The organism is Umezawaea sp., assembly GCF_057122925.1.
In genome coordinates this window covers 31,642-48,276 of record NZ_DBNGPQ010000031.1, presented here as the reverse complement: position 1 = coordinate 48,276, position 16,635 = coordinate 31,642, and the positions used below count along the sequence as shown (strand labels likewise).

At 72.4% G+C, this 16,635-nt stretch carries 14 protein-coding genes; 6 read left to right on the top strand and 8 right to left on the bottom strand.

What is annotated here, in order from left to right:
- Positions 1-42: 42 nt before the first annotated feature.
- Complete coding sequence (locus AC156L_RS04675) at positions 43-801, bottom strand: SDR family NAD(P)-dependent oxidoreductase (protein WP_330875066.1); 759 nt, start codon at positions 799-801, stop codon at positions 43-45.
- Positions 802-1,054: 253 nt separating this feature from the next.
- Here AC156L_RS04675 and AC156L_RS04670 point away from each other — a divergent pair, with 253 nt between their 5' ends.
- Positions 1,055-1,852 carry a S1 family peptidase gene (locus AC156L_RS04670; RefSeq protein ID WP_330875065.1) on the top strand — a complete coding sequence of 266 codons (798 nt, stop codon included), beginning with the start codon at positions 1,055-1,057 and terminating at the stop codon, positions 1,850-1,852.
- A gap of 45 nt (positions 1,853-1,897) precedes the next feature.
- On the opposite strand, the gene AC156L_RS04665 is transcribed toward AC156L_RS04670, so the two are convergent.
- The 4 genes from AC156L_RS04665 to AC156L_RS04650 form a co-directional block, all read right to left on the bottom strand.
- Positions 1,898-2,827, bottom strand: coding sequence for a GNAT family N-acetyltransferase (locus AC156L_RS04665; RefSeq protein ID WP_330875064.1), 930 nt, complete (start codon positions 2,825-2,827; stop codon positions 1,898-1,900).
- 68 nt (positions 2,828-2,895) lie between these two features.
- Positions 2,896-3,900, bottom strand: coding sequence for an aspartyl/asparaginyl beta-hydroxylase domain-containing protein (locus AC156L_RS04660; protein WP_330875063.1), 1,005 nt, complete (start codon positions 3,898-3,900; stop codon positions 2,896-2,898).
- Between the two features lie 90 nt (positions 3,901-3,990).
- Positions 3,991-5,220, bottom strand: a complete 1,230-nt coding sequence (locus tag AC156L_RS04655; RefSeq protein ID WP_330875062.1) for an MFS transporter — start codon at positions 5,218-5,220, stop codon at positions 3,991-3,993.
- On the bottom strand, positions 5,220-6,290 hold the full coding sequence (locus AC156L_RS04650) for a GNAT family N-acetyltransferase (RefSeq protein WP_330875061.1): 1,071 nt from the start codon (positions 6,288-6,290) through the stop codon (positions 5,220-5,222). The genes AC156L_RS04655 and AC156L_RS04650 overlap by 1 nt, the downstream gene beginning before the upstream one ends.
- Positions 6,291-6,377: 87 nt before the next feature.
- Here AC156L_RS04650 and AC156L_RS04645 point away from each other — a divergent pair, with 87 nt between their 5' ends.
- A complete protein-coding gene (locus AC156L_RS04645) occupies positions 6,378-6,932 on the top strand; it encodes a flavin reductase family protein (protein ID WP_330875060.1) in 555 nt (184 codons plus the stop codon).
- A gap of 36 nt (positions 6,933-6,968) precedes the next feature.
- Here AC156L_RS04645 and AC156L_RS04640 read toward each other — a convergent pair whose 3' ends face one another.
- The 3 genes from AC156L_RS04640 to AC156L_RS04630 are packed head-to-tail and all read right to left on the bottom strand — an operon-like array spanning position 6,969 to position 11,740.
- Positions 6,969-7,829, bottom strand: coding sequence for an ABC transporter permease (locus AC156L_RS04640; RefSeq protein WP_484406624.1), 861 nt, complete (start codon positions 7,827-7,829; stop codon positions 6,969-6,971).
- Positions 7,826-10,603: an alpha/beta fold hydrolase gene (locus AC156L_RS04635; protein WP_414719841.1), complete on the bottom strand. Its 2,778-nt coding sequence runs from the start codon at positions 10,601-10,603 to the stop codon at positions 7,826-7,828. Before AC156L_RS04635 ends, AC156L_RS04640 begins: the two co-directional genes overlap by 4 nt.
- 48 nt (positions 10,604-10,651) lie before the next feature.
- Entirely contained in the window at positions 10,652-11,740 is a 1,089-nt protein-coding gene (locus AC156L_RS04630) for a glycerophosphodiester phosphodiesterase family protein (RefSeq protein WP_330875058.1), read from the bottom strand.
- 168 nt (positions 11,741-11,908) lie between these two features.
- Between AC156L_RS04630 and AC156L_RS04625 the strand changes: the two genes are divergently transcribed.
- From AC156L_RS04625 to AC156L_RS04610, 4 genes are read left to right on the top strand one after another with little or no spacing between them, the layout of a single operon-like run.
- The gene (locus tag AC156L_RS04625; RefSeq protein ID WP_330875057.1) at positions 11,909-12,625 is read left to right on the top strand and encodes a tryptophan 2,3-dioxygenase family protein; all 717 of its coding nucleotides are present in this window, start codon (positions 11,909-11,911) and stop codon (positions 12,623-12,625) included.
- Complete coding sequence (locus AC156L_RS04620) at positions 12,622-13,770, top strand: aminotransferase class V-fold PLP-dependent enzyme (RefSeq protein ID WP_330875056.1); 1,149 nt, start codon at positions 12,622-12,624, stop codon at positions 13,768-13,770. Before AC156L_RS04625 ends, AC156L_RS04620 begins: the two co-directional genes overlap by 4 nt.
- A 2-nt stretch (positions 13,771-13,772) precedes the next feature.
- Entirely contained in the window at positions 13,773-15,026 is a 1,254-nt protein-coding gene (locus AC156L_RS04615; RefSeq protein WP_330875055.1) for a tryptophan 2,3-dioxygenase, read from the top strand.
- A gap of 8 nt (positions 15,027-15,034) precedes the next feature.
- Positions 15,035-16,633 carry an FAD-dependent monooxygenase gene (locus tag AC156L_RS04610; protein WP_484406622.1) on the top strand — a complete coding sequence of 533 codons (1,599 nt, stop codon included), beginning with the start codon at positions 15,035-15,037 and terminating at the stop codon, positions 16,631-16,633.
- Positions 16,634-16,635: the final 2 nt, after the last annotated feature.

The window sequence follows — 16,635 nt, the reverse complement described above, 5'->3', positions numbered from 1 at the left end:
CTTAAACAGGGTTCCGCGGCCGGGCAAGGGCCGCCCGCCGGGTCAGAGGTGGTAGCCGCCCGAGACCTCGATGTTCTGCGCGGTCACCCAGCGCGAGTCGTCCGACAGCAGCGAGGCGATGACGAGGCCGATGTCGTCTGGCTCGCCGAGACGGCCCAGCGCGGTCCTCTCGACGATCGGCGGGATGACCTCCGGGTACCTGTCGAAGGCGTCGCCGCCGATCCGCGTCCTGGTGGCGCCGGGCGCGACCGAGTTGACCCGGATGCCCCGCCCGCTGAACTCCTTGGCCATGTACCTGGTGAGCACCATGAGACCGCCCTTCATCGTGCCGTAGGCGGAGTAGCCGACCTCCACGCAGTGCGGCAGGCCGGAGTTGCTGGCCGTGTGCACGATCGCGCCGCCGTCCGCCATGATCGGCAGGAGCGCCTGGGTGAGGAAGTACGGCCCCTTGAGCAGGACCCGCGTGAGCGCGTCGAACATCTCCTCGGTCGTGTCCTCGAACGGCGCGCTCTGCCCGAAGCCCGCGTTGTTCACCAGGTAGTGGAACTCGTCCGTCCCCCAGGTTCCGCGCAGGGCCTCGGCCACCGAGTCGCGGAACGCGGGGAAGGCCGCGCTGTCACCGACGTCCAGCGGTAGGGCGACGGCCTGTCCGCCGCCGCGCTCGATCTCCGCGACGGTGTCCAGCGCGCCCTCCTTGTTCTTGCCGTAGGTGACGACGGCGCCCGCGCCGCGCTTGGCGATCTGGACGGCGGCGCTCCGGCCGATCCCGGAGCTGGCGCCGGTGACGACGGCGATCCTCATGGTGGGTTTCTCCCCGCTTCTCGCGTGCTGGACCGGTGTGGTGGCAGTCAACCGCTCCGAGCCGCGGGGGTGTGAGGGCAAAGATCGCGGATCCTTGCCCGATCCTGCCGACGTGAGCCGGAACGGGTGCTGGGCGGGCCGAGCGGCTGAGAGCCGGGGGAGAGCGCGGGGCGCGACCGTGGGGAGCGGACGTGTGCGCGGTGCGTCAACCGCGGGCACGCCGGGTTCCTGTTGTCCACACCTGGAGGTTCCGATGCGCTTTCTGGCCCGCCGCCTCGTGGCGGCGGTGGTCGGGGCGGTCCTGCTGGCAGCGGTGGCACCGCCGCCTGCCGCCCTCGCCATCCACAACGGCTACGACGCGCCCTTCCGGCAGTACCGCTTCATGGTGTCGCTGCGCTTCGCCGAGGCTCCTGACGACCACTTCTGCGGCGGCACGCTCATCGCGCCCGACGTCGTCCTGACCGCGGCGCACTGCGTCGCCGACGCCGGACCGACCGACCTGGTCGCCGTGGTCGGTGTCGACGTGCCCGGCTGGCCCCGCGCCCAGCGGGTCCCCGTCGTGGACCGCCGGGTCCCGGCCGAGTACGACCTGACCGTCGACAACCGGGGGGACGTCGCCGTGGTGCTGCTCGCGTCGCCGCAGTCCGCGCCCACCGTGCGGCTGGGACGTGGTGAGCCGTCGACGAGGGACCACGCCGTCACGGTCGGCTGGGGGTACACGGACGCGCCGCCGGACCACGGGACCGCCCCGACGTCGTTGAGGGGCGCGCACCTGGTCGTCGAACGGGATTCGGCCTGCGGCGCGGACGTGATGTGGAACCCGCCGTCGCACGGGGCGGGTTCGATCTGCGCCAGCGGGAACCGGGCCGCGGTGAACTACGGCGATTCCGGCGGGCCGCTGCTGGTCGGCGACGGTCGCGGCGGTGTCCGGCAGGTCGGTGTCGTGTCGCTGTTCTCCGACAAGCCGGGGGCGAGGTACGCGTCGTTCACGTCCGTCGCGGTCGAGTCCCGGTGGATCGCGGGCGCGGTCGCGTCGATGCGGAGGGGGTGACGAGCGGGGCACCCCTCGGATCCACGAGGGGTGCCCCGTACCGGCTCAACCGACCGCCAGCACGTCCACCCCGGTCAGGAACGGCGCGCCGTAGGGGGAGGTGTCGGTGTCCGGGTCGCCCGCCAGCACGGTCAGCCGCAGCGGTGGTGCCGTGGCCCGCCCGGTTCCGCCCACGTCGTAGGACACCAGCAGGGACGGGTCGGTGAGCGAGTCGAGGCGCAGCGCCATCGTGGCCTCGTCCGGGTCGTCCATCGAGCCGAACAGCCGCGCGGGCACCGGGGTGAAACCCAGCCCGCTCTTGAACGAGAACAGGCCCGGCCTGGTCAGGTGGCCGTACAGCGCGGGGTCGGTGCCGAGGGAGATCTCGGCGTGGCCCATCTCCCTGGCCGTCTGGAACACCTTCATGTACAGGGCCCGCACCAGGCGCTGCTGGCGGCTGCCCGGCGCCGTCGTCGCGAAGCGGATCACCACCGTGGAGATGTCCCGGCGGATCCGGCACACGCACGAGCCCACCAGCTCGTCCGCCGCGAACGCCTGCACGGCGAAGTAGTCGTCGCCCTGCTCCAGTATCTCGTCGCGCTCCAGCGCGGCGTAGGGCACGCCGTGCCGCATCGCCGCGATCTGGGGCTCGTACAGGCCGAGGAACACGTCGAACGACTGCGCGTCGAGCGGGGTGACCACCTTCATCCCGATGCCCCGCTCCGAGGCGAAGCGCTGCCCGGCCCGGATGCTGCGGCGCTCCTTGCCGTCCAGCCGCGCCAGGAACTCGTCCTCCGACGCGCCGACGGGAGCGGTCCAGGTGATCCACGAGGGGTGCACCCGGAAACCCGCGGCGTGCAGGGCGGGCCAGGAGTCCGGCGGGGGGTCGACGACGCGGACCAGGTCCAGCCCGGCCGTCGCACCCCAGTCCGCGCCGAGCGCCTCCTGGACGGTGATCAGGCCGGTCGTCAGCCCGAGGTCGGTACTGACGTCCATGCGCGCCTCCTCGACGTGGAGCGTCCCGCCGGGCGGTAGCCGCGCCCGGCGGGACTCGGTGGTGTGGGTCAGACGGCGGGGGCGCGGACGGCGGCGTGCACGTCCAGCCGCTGCTCCCGCCCGCCGTGGCGGGTGCGCAGGACGACCGTCGGGCGGTCACCGTCGAGCACGAGCTGGACCGTGCGCTCGTCGGTCCAGCCGGAGAAGCGGAACTCGCCGTCGCCGATGTGGACGAGGCCGAACGTCGGCTTGCCGTCCACCGAGAGCACCAGCCGGTCGCCGTCGACGTCCACGCTCGCCGGGAGGTACTGCTGCGGCCGGGTGAACTCGCCCTCCGCCTCCTCGAAGTCGGTGAACGACAGGGGGACGGTGAACTCGCAGGGGTAGCGCTCCAGGTCGTCGAGCGGCACCACCGGGCTGTTGAAGAGCACGTCCTCGGGGTCCATCGCCTCCCGGAACTCCGGCGGGAACAGCGCCAGCAGCTCGGGGGTGAGGGTGGTGTCGACGACCATGTGGACGCGCTTGCGCTTGCCGGTGTTCTCCACCTGGTGCATCCGGCAGAAGTCGCCGAACCAGAACGTGCCGGGCTCCCACACGTGCAGGTCGCCGTCCATCAGCAGCGTGGCGCCGGGGTTGGTGATCAGCGGCACGTGCAGGCGGAGGTTCGCCCACGGGAACCCGATCTTGGTGTCGAAGTGCAGCTCGCTCTGCGCACCGGGCCCGAGCGCGAGCAGCCGGACGCAGCGCAGCGGAGCGGGGATCGAGGCGAGGACCTCGGCCAGGTACGGCGCTTCGGCGAGCCACTTCGTGTCGGCGAAGTCGTCGAGACCCGCGCCGCCGGGATCGGTGCGCAGCTCGCTGCCCGTGGGGCTGCGCAACGGGAGCGCGCGCCAGTCGAAGTCGGCCTCCTCGGCGGGACCGGTGGTCTCGAACGTCGTCTGCAACGACCACTGGTGGCTGTCGAGGACCTTCAGGTCGTCGAGCAGCCGCGCCACGTCGAACGTCGGCAGCAGTCGGACGGCGGACGGGTGGGTGCCGACGTGGGCCTCGCACAGCCTGTATGGGGCGGTCATGGTGGTGGCATCTCCGGGTTCTGCTCGGTTTCGCTTCTCCTGCCACTGTGTTGGCAGCCGGTATCGGGTGCTTCTCCTCCCCGTCTCACGTCACCCGACGGGTTCGGGCGCCGGTGTTGTCGTCCTGCCGCTCGGCAGCAGCGCCCTGGTGCGGCCCGCCGCGAGGAACAGCGCGGCGAGCAGGAGGCCGCTCAGGCCGCCCAGCACCACGAACGAGAACCTGCCGGTGAGCTGGTAGAGCACGACGCCCGCGATCGGGCCGAAGATGTTGCCGACGTCGGAGATGAACCCGAACAGCCCGAACGCCTTGCCCTGGTTGGCCGAGGCCGACTTCAGCTCGACGATGCCCCGCCGCGCGCTCAGGAAGAGCGCCGCGTACCCGATCATGAACACCACGAACCACGCCGCGACCGGCACCGTGCTCGCGCTGATGGCCACACCGGCGAGGCCGACGGACATGAAGCCGAGACCGATCTGGATCATGGTGACCAGGCGCAGCCGCTCGGCGAAGCGGCCGAGCAGCCACATGCCCAGTCCCGACGCGGCGAGCCCGGCGACGAACACGACCGAGATGGCCGACCTGGCCGAGCTGTCCTGCGCGGAGCTGAGGTAGAGCGGGAGCACGGGTTCCAGCGCCGAGTAGATGAACGCGGTGAACATGTCCAGGCCGCCGAGCACGAGCACCCAGATCCACCACCTGGTCACCGGAGCGGTGCCGGAGACGGGGACGGACATCGACGTGTCCTCTTCGGCCGGGAGGACGGCCTTCGACGGGATGGCGCTCAGCAGGCCGAAGGCGGTGGCGGCCGTGATGACGGCGCCGACGAGGAACAGCGCTTCGAGGCCGAGCGGCGTGGCCACCCCGGCGATCAGCGGACCGAGCAGGAACCCGGCCACGGCGGCCGAGCCGAAGTTGCCCATCATCCGGCTCGTGGAGATGTCGTAGTGCTTGCACAGCGCGGCCATCCCGGCGTAGAGCGCGGGGGACACCAGCCCCTCGCCCACACCCCACAGCGCGCGGCCCGCGAGCAGCGTGGCGGAGTCCCCGGCGTACGCGGTGACCACGATGCCGGCCGTGGCGATGAGCAGGGAGGCGCACGCGACACCGTTGGCGCGCCAGCGGTCCACCCACCAGCCGCCGACGGGTTGGGCCAGCGTCTTGGTGGCCGCGAACAGCGCGAACATCAGCGCGATGACCGCGGGGCTCGCCCCCACCCGGTCCTCGAGGTCGGGGACGAACGGGATCAGCACCGTGTACGACGCGTTGACGCTGATGACCGCGATGAGCAGCAGCGCGGCTCGGCGCTGTCCGGGGCCCATCACGTGCCCTCGATGTAGGCCGACAGCAGGTCGTGCATGCCGTTCAGCGCCGGGACGAGGTCGGGGCGGGCTTCCGGGGCGTAGACGAGCGCCCAGAGGTCGGTGCCGGTCAAACCGTGCTTCTCCTTGAACCTGTAGTTGTCGCGGCCCCACTCGATCCGGCGCATGCCGTTGTCGTAGGCCCACTTCGTGCCGCCGTACATGAGCGCCACGTACGTGCTCAGCTCCTTGAGGCCGGCGTACTCGACGCCCCCGCACATGTAGGTGACCTCGTCGCCGTGCCGGAACGCGAAGAACGCGCCGACCAGCCTGCCGTCGACCTCGGCGGCGAGCATCATGGCTCCGGGCACCCGCAGCATCGAGTTCAGCGCGTCCTCGGTGAACAGCGCGGGCCAGTCGTTCTTGTCGCTGGTGTCGACGGTCAGCGGGTAGGCGTGGCGCACCAGGTCGTGCGCGTCGGGGCCCTCGACCATCCGCACGCGCAGGCCGCGCTCCTCGGAGCGGCGCAGCCGCCGCTCGACGTCCCGCTTGATCTTGTTGGGCAGCTTGGTGACCAGGTGGTCGGTGAACGTGCCCGCCGTGTCGCAGCTGTACGTGCGCTCCAGCAGCACCTTGCCGACCGGCGGTCCGACGGCGGCCAGCCAGTCGTCGACGCCCTCGGCGGTGAGGTTGGGCACTACCAGCAGCTCGGCGTCACCGCCGGAGATCCACTCCATCGCGGTCGCGTGCGCGCCGCGGGCCAGCTCGGCGGGCACGTGCCCGCGCTTGCCGTACATGGAGTACGTGGACCCGGCGAAGACGATGGGCGAGCCGAACCGGCCGATGAGGTCGCACTGCACCTCGTAGCCGTGCCAGAACGGCGACAGGGTCACTTCGTAGAGCGGGACGACGGACGCCCCGCCCGCCACTTCCGCGCTGATGTAGGTGTGCCGCGTGCGCCGCTCGACGGGGTTGGTCTCCCACGTGCGCAGCCAGCCCGCCGAGTCGTACAGGCTGCTCGCCACGACCCGGTCGGGCAGTCGATCGGACTGCAACCATCCGGTCCCCTGGCCGATGTGTGTGATCGTCATGCCGCGTACCTCCCTGTGCGAAAGGTATTCAGCGCCGGTCTCACCTCGGTCTCACGTCATTCTCGGCGCGTGCGCGATCGTTGAGAGTTGGCTGATACGACGCGCGCCTACCGTGGCGGTGTGGAGCCTTCAATCATTGTTGAACGGGATGACCAGCCTTCTGTCGACGTGGCGACCTTCCGTCGGGCGATGGCTCAGCTTCCCGCCCCCCTTGCCATCCTGACCTGCTACGGGCCGACCGGAACGCTCATCGGCCTCACCGTCAACGCGGTGTGCTCGGTGTCGGTGTCACCTCCTCTCGTGCTGGTGTGCCTGAACCGGGCGAATTTCAGCCACGACATGGTCGTCGATTCCGAGCGCATTTGTCTGCACGTCCTCGAACCGGGCCAACAGGAATTGGCGCGGCGATTCGCCTCGCCGGTCGACCGGTTCGCCGGGCAGAACGTGCGCCACGGCTGCGTGCCCGAGCTGACCGACGTGCGGGTGCGGATCATCTGCTCGCCGGGCGGGGTGCGCGACGGCGGTGACCACACGATCCTGCTCGGTCGGGTGGTGGAGGTCGTCGACCCCGACAGCGGCGACGGCGGCGGTCTGGTGTGGCACCGGCGCGGCCCCGCGCAGGCGATCCGCAGGGTGTCCTGAAGCCCGGTCCGCCGGGCTCCAGGACACCCCGCGGGGTCAGCTCGTGATGTCCTTGCGGGCGAAGCGCCACGCGGCCAGCGCGCCGAACAGGGCCGTGTACCCGAGCGAGAGCAGCGCGCCGTTGGCCATGTCCGTCCAGTCGACGGTGGTGGAGAAGACGTCGATCCAGTCGAACGCGTGGTGCGTCGGCAGGTAGTTGCGGACGCCGCCGAGCGCGGTGATCGAGTCCAGGATCTGCGACAGGACCACCGCCAGCACGCCACCGCCGACCGCGCCGAGCGGTGCGTCGAGCGACACCGACAGGAACAGCGTGAACCCGGCGATCCAGCTCAGCTGCACCACGACGTACGCCGTCGTGATCGCCATCGCCACCACGCTCGTGCCGAAGGGGACCGCGTCCCCGGTCGGGCTGGTCGCGTCGCCGACGCCGTACCAGATCACGCCCACCAGCAGCGCCGTCGCCGGGAAGAGCACCAGCGCGAGCGCCGACAGCGCCCCGGCGGCCAGCGCCTTCTGCCGCAGCAGCCGCAGCCTCGGCACCGGGATCGAGAGCAGGTACTTGAGGCTCGACCAGGACGCCTCGCCCGCGACCGTCTCGCCGAAGAGCACCGCGACCACCAGCGGCAGCAGGAACGAGCCCGCGACGAAGAACCCGAACACCACGAAGTTCGGCGCGCTCACCACCGCCAGGTCGGCGAAGGTGCCGCCGCGGCGGTCGGGGTCGGGCTCCTCACCCATCCCGAACGCGATCACCAGCACCACCGGCAGCACCACGACCATGCCGAGCAGCAGCTTGGTCCGCCTGCGGCGGAGCTGCCTGCGCAGCTCGACCCCGAGCCGGAGCGTCCGCGACGACCGGTAGCCCGGCACCGCGTCGATGTCCTGAACCTCGCTCATGATCCTTCTCCGACCAGTTGCAGGAACGCGTCTTCCAGCCGCCGCCTCGGTCCGGCGCGCTCGACCGAGACGCCCGCCCCGACCAGCGCCGCCACGGCGTCACCGCACGGCACGCCGTTCAGCACCGCGTGCACCTCGCCGCCGTCCACGTCCACGTCGGTCACGCCGGGGACCGCGGCGAGCGCGGTCGCGGCCAGACCCGGCCGGTCGACCGCGAAGCTCGCGGCACCGCCCGCCGAGGCGATCTCGTCGACCGTCCCGGCCGCGATCACGTGCCCGTGGTGGACCACGACGACGTGCGTCGCGGTCTGCTCCACCTCGGCGAGCAGGTGCGAGGACACCAGCACCGTTCGGCCCGCCGCCGCGTAGCGGCGCAGCACGTCGCGCATCGCGTGGATCTGCGGCGGGTCCAGCCCGTTGGCGGGCTCGTCGAGCACCAGCAGGTCCGGCAGGCCCAGCATCGCCTGCGCGATGGCGAGCCGCTGCCGCATCCCCTGGCTGTAGGTCTTCACCAGCCGGTGCGCCGCGTCGCCGAGCCCGGCGATCTCCAGCGCCTCGTCCAGGTGGGCCTCGTCCGCGGGACGGCCGGTGGCCGCCCAGTACGCCCGCAGGTTCTCCACACCGGACAGGTGCGGCAGGAAGCCCGCGCTCTCCACGAACGAGCCGATCCGCGACAGCACCGCCGCGCCGGGCGTGACGAGGCTGCCGAACACCCTGATCGTGCCGCCGGTCGGCGTGATGAGGCCCATCAGCATCCGCAGCGTGGTCGTCTTGCCCGCGCCGTTCGGGCCGAGCAGGCCGAGGACCTGGCCGCGCTCCACCCGGAACGACAGCCCGTCGACCGCGGTCACGCCGCTGGTGTACGCCTTCGTCAGCCTGTCGATCACCAGCGGGGTGTCCACCAGGTCCGGGTCGACGTCGCGCCCGTGCCGCCGCCGCACGCGGGCGACGACCGCCAGCAGCGCGACCGCGGCGAGCACGGCGCCGATGCCCGCCAGCTGGGCCACGGGCAGCGCCGACCCCAGCGGGACCGCGGGCACGACGGGAACCTCCACCGGGCCCGCCAGCGACACCCGGTAGGCCGCGGGCGTGGTGGGCGTGCGGTAGGTCTGGTCCGTGGTCGCGACCGACAGCTGGAGTTCGTGGCCGTTCTCGAAGGGGCGCACGATGCCCGCCAGAGCGACGTCGACCTCGACGGGCGAGCCGTCGGCGGGCAGCGGCGGCAGGCGCACCGGGGCGACCGCGTTGCCGGGCAGCGTCCTGGTGCCGTTGGGGTCCTTGTCGTAGACCTTCAGGAACAGCACGCCGTCACCGGGCGGCCCGACCGCGGAGACCCGCAGCCGCACCGTGGCCGCGCCCGCCGCCAGCAGCTGCGCGTCCACCGGCCCCGACGTGAAGGTCGCCTGCTGCCCCGGCAGGTCCATGCTGAACAGCGACGCCATCCACGACGTCTGGCCCAGACGTCCGTTGAGCGCGGGCATCCCGCTGATCGCGGCGGGCAGTCCGCCCGGTGGGGTGATGACCACCTGCTCGTCGCCGCTGAGCCGGAGCTGCTCGCGGCGGGTCGAGCCGTGGTGCAGACCGGGGTAGGAGTCGGTCCGGACGGTGCGCGCCGACGGCGTGCCCTCCGGCGTGATGCCGCCCTGGACGTCGTACTCGAAGGCGCCGAAGGGGTTCTCCCCCTCGCGCAGCAGGCGGAACCGCAGCCAGTCGACGATCCGGCCGCGCAACCCCTCGTCCGGGTAGGCGCCGTCGTGGCCGCCCGCGAACCAGACGACCTGGACCTCGCCGCCCGCCGCGGTGATCTGCCGGGCGTTGGCGTCGGCGTGGTCGAGGCCGAACAGGGTGTCCTGCTCGCCCTGCACCAGCAGGGTCGGCGCCGTGACGGCGGAGGTGACCGACGCCGGGGAGAGGGTGCTCAGCAGCCGCAGGGTCTCCTCACCCATGGTGCCGGTCGTGGCGACCTCGGTCCAGGCGCGGCACACCTCGTCGGTGAACCGGCCGCACACCGATCCGAGGTCGGTGTCGCGCTGGGCCGCGACGGGGCGCAGCTCGTCCTCCGGCGACACCTCCGGGTCCAGGCCCATCGAGTAGAGGAAGCCGCCCCACGAGCTCTTGAACACGCCGCCGGGGGCGAACCCGCCGGGAGCCGGTGTCGTGCCGTCGACCTCCCGCTCCGAGACCGCGTTCGGCAGCAGCCCCTGGGCGAGGTCGTTGTAGGTGATCACCGGCACCAGCGCGTCGACCCGCCGGTCGGTACCCGCCAGCAGCAGCGACAGCGAGCCGCCGTAGGAGGCGCCGGACACCGCGATCCGCGGGTCGCCGGGACCGTCCAGCACGACGTCGGGTCGAGCGGCCAGCCGGTCGACGAGCGCGCGGGCGTCGGCGACCTCGGCGTCGGGGGCGTTCAGCCCGATCTTCCCCGTGCTGCGGCCGAAACCGCGCGCGGAGTAGGTCTGCACCACGAACCCGGCCTCGGCCAGCTCGCGGGCGTCGGTGTCGACGCTGTGCTTGTCGCCGCCGAACCCGTGCGCGAGCAGCACCGCGGGCGCGGGCGTGCGCTCGGGGAGGAACAGGCTCGTCTCCAGCGACACCCGTTCCGCCGAACCGGGTGCCGCCGGGACCTCGACGAAGCCCTCCTCCACCCGGAGCGGGCGGGTCGTCGGGTCGCCGCCCGACACCCACACCACCGTCGTGCCCAGCAGCACCGCGACGACGGCACCGAGCGCGACCAGCCTGCCGCGCGACCACGTGACCTGCCAACGGATCTTCACGGGGACGACGCTAGGCGGGCCCCGTATCAACCGGGTCTTGCCGAGCGGTCACCGGTGCCCGTGCGCCCGCCGCGCGGCCACGGCGACGTCGACGTGGTCGCTGAACACGCCGTCGACCCCGGCCGCGAAGTAGGCCGTCAGCTCGTCGGCCAGCCTGCCGTGGTCCGCGGGGTTCGCCGACGACCGGTAGGCCGCGGGCAGGAACTCGTTCTCGGCGGCGAAGGTGTAGACGTGGACGGCCAGCCCGAGCCGGTGCGCCTGGCGGACCAGCGCGGTCGGGCCGCCCAGCGTCCCGTCCTCCCGCCAGGGGATGACCATGGTCTGCTCGGCGCCCACCGCGTCGGCGTACCCGGCGATCTCGCGCAGCCGCTCGGGGGTCACCTGGTCCGCGCTCCAGACGAGCTGGACCAGCGGCACCCGCAGCTGCGCGTCGAGCCGCCTGAGGTTGTCGACCTCGAAGGACTGCACGAACACCTTGGCGTTGGGCCGGTTCAGGCCGTTGGCGTCCAGGGTGCGCACGAGCGCGGGTTCGAGCGGGAGGCCGAGCGAGGCGAAGTACGCCGAGTGCTTGGTCTCCGGGTAGACGCCGATCGTGCGGCCGAGCCTGCGCGACAGGGTCCTGCTCAGGTCGACGACCTCCTGGAAGGTCATGATCGGGTACCGGCCGTCGTGGACCGCGTTCGCCGGGCGCAGCTCGGGACGGGCCTCCTTGGCGCGCAGGGTCTTCAGCTCGGCCAGGGTGAAGTCCTCGGTGAACCAGCCGGTCATCTCCCACCCGTCGACGGTCTTGGTGGTCTTCCGGTCGGCGAACGCGGGGTGGTCGGCGACGTCGGTCGACTGCCCGATCTCGTTCTCGTGCCGGGACACCAGCACACCGTCCTTCGTGGACACCAGGTCGGGTTCGAGGTAGTCCGCGCCCATCCGGGCGGCCAGCTCGTAGGACGCGGCCGTGTGCTCGGGGCGGTACCCGGCGGAACCCCGGTGCCCGATCACCAGCGGCGCGCCGTGGCCCTGCCGTGCCTCGTGGGCCGTGCCGGTGGGCCCGGTGGCCGCCGACGGGGCCGCGAGGCCGAAGTGGAGCAGCAGCACGGCCGCGGTGGCCGCGGCGGCCCGTGCGGGGGACGGGATGCTCGTCATGGTGTTCTCCTGGCGTGCGCTGGAACGGCTTCGTCGGGGCAATCCTGTGGTGCGCAAGGAGAGCGGGCAATCGGATGAGAGCCCGGTGAAGACCCGGATGATAGGTGGGCTCCGTAGCGTCGCCGTCGTGATCGTCCACCAGGCTGCGCGACAGTAGAGGTTCGCCACATGAAGGACTACTCCCAGCAGGTGCTGGCCGGCGAAGGCGGCGACGACTACGCGCGGTACATGCGCACCGACACCCTGCTGTCGTTGCAGCGCGGTGCCGACGAGGTCGTGCACCGCGACGAGCTGCTGTTCCAGGTCGTGCACCAGTCCACCGAGCTGTGGTTGAAGCTCGCCTGCGCCGAGGTGGCGGAAGCCGCCGACTGCATCGGCGTGGACAACCTCGACACCGCCATCCGCCTGCTGGGCAGGGCGTCGCTCGGCGTCGTGCTCGTCACCGACCAGCTGGAGATGATGCGACACCTGTCCCCTTGGGACTTCCAGACCATCAGGACCGTGCTGGGGCACGGTTCCGGCGCCGACTCGCCGGGGTGGAAGTCCGTGCAGCGGCGCAGCCGCCACCTCGGGAGCGTCTTCCGCGACCTCGTCCAGCGGCGCGGCATCGACCTCGCGGACCTGTACCGCAGCAAGGTCGACAGCGCGGAGCAGCGGCTCGCCGAGGCGATGATCGACTGGGACGAGCGGATCTCGCTGTGGCGCGTGCAGCACTACAAGATGGCCACCCGCGTGATCGGCCACCAGGTCGTCGGCACCCAGGGCACCCCCGTCGACGTGCTGGCGAAGCTGATCTCCTACAAGTTCTTCCCCGAGCTGTGGGACGTCCGCACCGAGCTGACCCTGACCGGGCCGATGGCCGAGCCCCCCGAGGCGCGGACATGACCGCCACGACGGCGGGTGGCGCCGTCACCGCGACCGCGTTCCGCGCCCGCTTCCCGGTGCTGGGGCGCAGGACGCACCTGTCCAGTTGCAGCCTCGGCGCGCGGTCGGACGACCTGGACCGCGCGCTGCTGCGGATGGCCGACGACATGACCGGCGGCGGCGGGGCGTGGGAGCAGTTCGAGGAGCAGGTCCGCGGCGCCCGCGAGGGGTTCGCCGCCCTCATCGGCGCGAGCGCCGACCAGGTCGCGCTGGTGCCCAACGCCTCCACCGGCGCCTACCAGGTCGCGTCCACACTGGACTACTCGCGGCGCGGGAGGATCGTCTCGACCGTCGAGGAGTTCCCCTCGCTCTCGCACGTGTGGCTGGCGCAGCGCCCGCGCGGCGCCGACGTCGTGCACGCGGTCGACCCCGTGGACCAGGCGGGGCTGGTCGACCGGCGCACCAGGCTGGTGTCCGTGCCGCTGGTGACCTACGGGCGCGGACTGCGGTCGCCGGTCGGCGACGTGACCCGCGCCGCCCGCGCGGCGGGTGCCGCGGTGTTCGTCGACGCCTACCAGGCGGTCGGCGTGCAGCCCGTGGACGTCGGCGAACTCGACTGCGACTTCCTGGTGGCGGGCGCCATGAAGTACCTGCCCGGCCTGCCGGGGCTCGCCTTCCTCTACGTGCGGTCACCGGACCTCACCGACCGCGACCCCCGGCTCACGGGCTGGTTCGGCCGGGTGGACCCGTTCGCGTTCGACCCCGCCGTCCTCGACTTCCCGGCGGCCGCGACCAGGTTCGAGACCGGCACCCCGGCGGTCCCCGCCTGCTACGCGGCGAACGCCGCCCTTGGCCTGATCGGAGCGCTCGACCTCGCGGAGGTGCGTATGCACGTGCTGCAACTGACGGAGCTGGCCGCGGAGATGCTGGGCGGACAGGGAGAAGAGGTGCGCGTCCTGCCGCCCGAGCGGCGCGGCGCGCACATCGGTCTGGTGGACCCGGATCCCGGCGCGCTGGCCCGCGCGCTGGCCGCCCGCAACGTCTCGGTGAGCCCGCGGGGCGACGTGGTCCGGCTGTCCTTCCACTACTACAACGACTCCGACGACGTGGCGGCGCTGTGCTCGGTGCTCGGCGACCTGCGCTCCTCGACCAGAGCGGGGCGGTAGCCATGTCCACCGCCGAACTGAACTCCTGGCTGCGCGCACCGGACGTCAAGCGGTTCCCCTACGGAGCCGTGGTCCGCGAGTACCACAGCGCCGGGAAGCACTTCGTCGCGCCGGAACTGCTGGAGCTGCTCGCGAACGTGCGCGACCTGCTCCCCGAACTGGGCGGCCCGTGGTCCCACGTGCAGACGCTGGTGTCGTTCCTGGGCACCGCGCTGGACAAGCCGGACAAGCGCTACGACTACCCGTCCTACCTGGCGCTGCCGCTGCTCCAGCTCCCCGGCGCGGACGACCCGGTCGAGCAGGCGCCGTTCGCCAGGACGCGGTGCGACCGGCTCACCGCCCAGCTGGTGGCGGACGCGCTGGCCTTCGAGCTGTCCGCCGCGGACGGGCGCACCACGCTGCTGCCACAGGCCCGGCCGGACGGGGTCGTGGTGCGCAAGCGCTTCCGGCACGGGCTGAGGGTGATCCTGCCCGCGCTCGCCCGGATGTCGCTGGACGCCGGGCTCACCGCCACCGAGCCCGGTGACCTCGCCCGCCAGGCGTGCGCCGCGGTGCGCGGCGACATGTCGTACGCGGAGCGCAGGGCCGTGCAGCTGAGCATCCTGCCCGTGCACACCCTGCACGACGAGTACCTGTTCCTCCGGTCGCTCCAGGCGTTCGAGACCACGTTCTCCCTGCTGGCCACGCAGATCCGCGGTGCCGTCGCGGCGCTGGGGGAGGGCGAGATCGAACGGGCCGTGCACTTCATGAGCAGCTCGGAGGTCGCGCTGCGCGAGTCGTCACCGCTGTTCTCGATGCTGGCGACCATGCAGGTCGAGTCGTTCCGGACGTTCCGGAACTTCACCGAGGGCGCCAGCGCGATCCAGTCCCGCAACTACAAGCTCGTCGAGTCGCTGTGCCGCAGGCCGGACGGCGACCGGGTGGAGTCGGCGGCCTACCGCTCCGTGCCCGACGTGCGGGCGCGGGTGCTCGGCGACCAGCCGACGCTCGACGAGGCCTACCGGCGGATGTGCGAGTCCGACGTGGTCGCGGAGGACGCGCGCAAACCGCTGGCGGAGGCCATGAACTCGTTCGCCCGCGCGATGCTGCGCTGGCGGAGGACGCACTACCGGCTCGCGGTGCGGATGCTCGGCGACGTGCCGGGCACCGGGTACACCGAGGGCACCCCCTACCTCCGCGCCGTGCGGGACATCCCCGTCTTCCACGCGGTCGAGGTGGACGAGAAGGTCGACAACGAGACTACGGGGGCACCGTGACCACCCTCATGAGACCACCGGTCGGCATCGTCGGCGCGGGACCGGTGGGACTGGTGGCCGCGCTGCGGCTGGCCGGGCTCGGGGTTCCCACCGTGGTGCTGGAGGCCGATCCCGAACTGGTGAAGCAGGGCTCCAAGGCGTGCCTGATCCAGGGCGACGTGCTGGAGGTGCTCGACAAGGTCGGGTGCGCCGAGACCATCGCGGACGAGGGCGTCACGTGGACGGTCGCCCGCACCTACGTGCGCAACCGGGAGATCCGGGCCGCGGAGTACCCGCGCGGACCGGGTTTCGGCCCGTTCGTCAACATCTCCCAGCACCGCATCGAGCAGGTGCTCGCCGCGGCGGCGGAGGCGGAACCGCTGTGCGACGTGCGCTGGGGGCACCGGGTCACGGGCGTCTCGCAGGACGCGGGCTCCGTCACCGCGCGGGTGTCCACCGCGCTGGGCGAGGAGGATCTGGTCTTCTCCCACCTGGTCGCGTGCGACGGTGTCCGGAGTGGACTGCGGGAGCTGATGGGCGTGGAGTGGACCGGGTACACGCACCGGGACCGGTTCCTGATCACCGACATCAGGGCCCGGCTGCCGCTGGCCAAGGAGCGGCACTTCCACTACGACCCGGTGTTCAACCCCGGCCGCCAGCTCGTGATGCACCCGCAGCCCGACGACGTCTGGCGGATCGACTGGCAGCTGCCGCCCGACGCCGACATCGAGGCCGAACGCGCCGACGGCCGGTTCGACCAGCGGGTCCGCGCCGTCATCGGCGACGTCCCGTACGAGGTCGACTGGGTCAGCACGTACCGGTTCCACCAGCGGGTCGTCGACCGGCTGAGGGTGGGGCGGGTGCTGTTCGCGGGCGACGCCGCGCACGCGCTGCCGCCGTACGGGTCGCGCGGCATGAACAGCGGCATCCAGGACGCCGACAACCTCGCGTGGAAGATCGCGCTGGTCCGCGCGGGCACCGCGGGTGAGGAGCTGCTGGAGACCTACCACGGCGAGCGCTACGCGGCGGCCGAGGAGAACCTGCGCGTCACCGAGGCCACCATCCGGTTCATGGTGCCGCCGAACAGGATCCGCCGCTGGACGCGCGCGGTGCTGCTGACGCTGTCCCGGTCCCTCGGACTGGCGCGCAAGCACGTCAACAGCGGGCGGATGGCCGAACCCTTCACCTACACCGGGTCGCCGCTGGTGGAGACCGGGCACCCGCTGCTGGGCGCGTTCGCCCCGGACTGCCGGGTGGTGGTCGAGGGCGTGCCGACCCGGCTGCGCACGCTGCTCGGCGGGGGCTTCGTCGGACTGGTCTTCGCCTCCACCGGGCAGGGGGCCGCCGCCGTCGCGGAGGCCGCGTGGGCCCGGCCGTGGGACGTCCCGGCCCGCCTGGTGGCCGTCCTGCCGCCGGGTGCGCCGGTCGACGGCCTGAGCCCGGAGATCACCGTCGCCACGGCCGTGGACGACGCGGTGGACGCCTACGGCACCGGGTGGTGGCTGGTCCGTCCCGACGGCCACCTCGCGGCGCGGGACCGGTCGGGCGAGTCGTTCCCGAGCGCTCTTCGAGCGGCCGCGGGCATCGTCGGGTCGGAGCTGGTCGACAGGGTCGCTGAACCGTCGTGAAC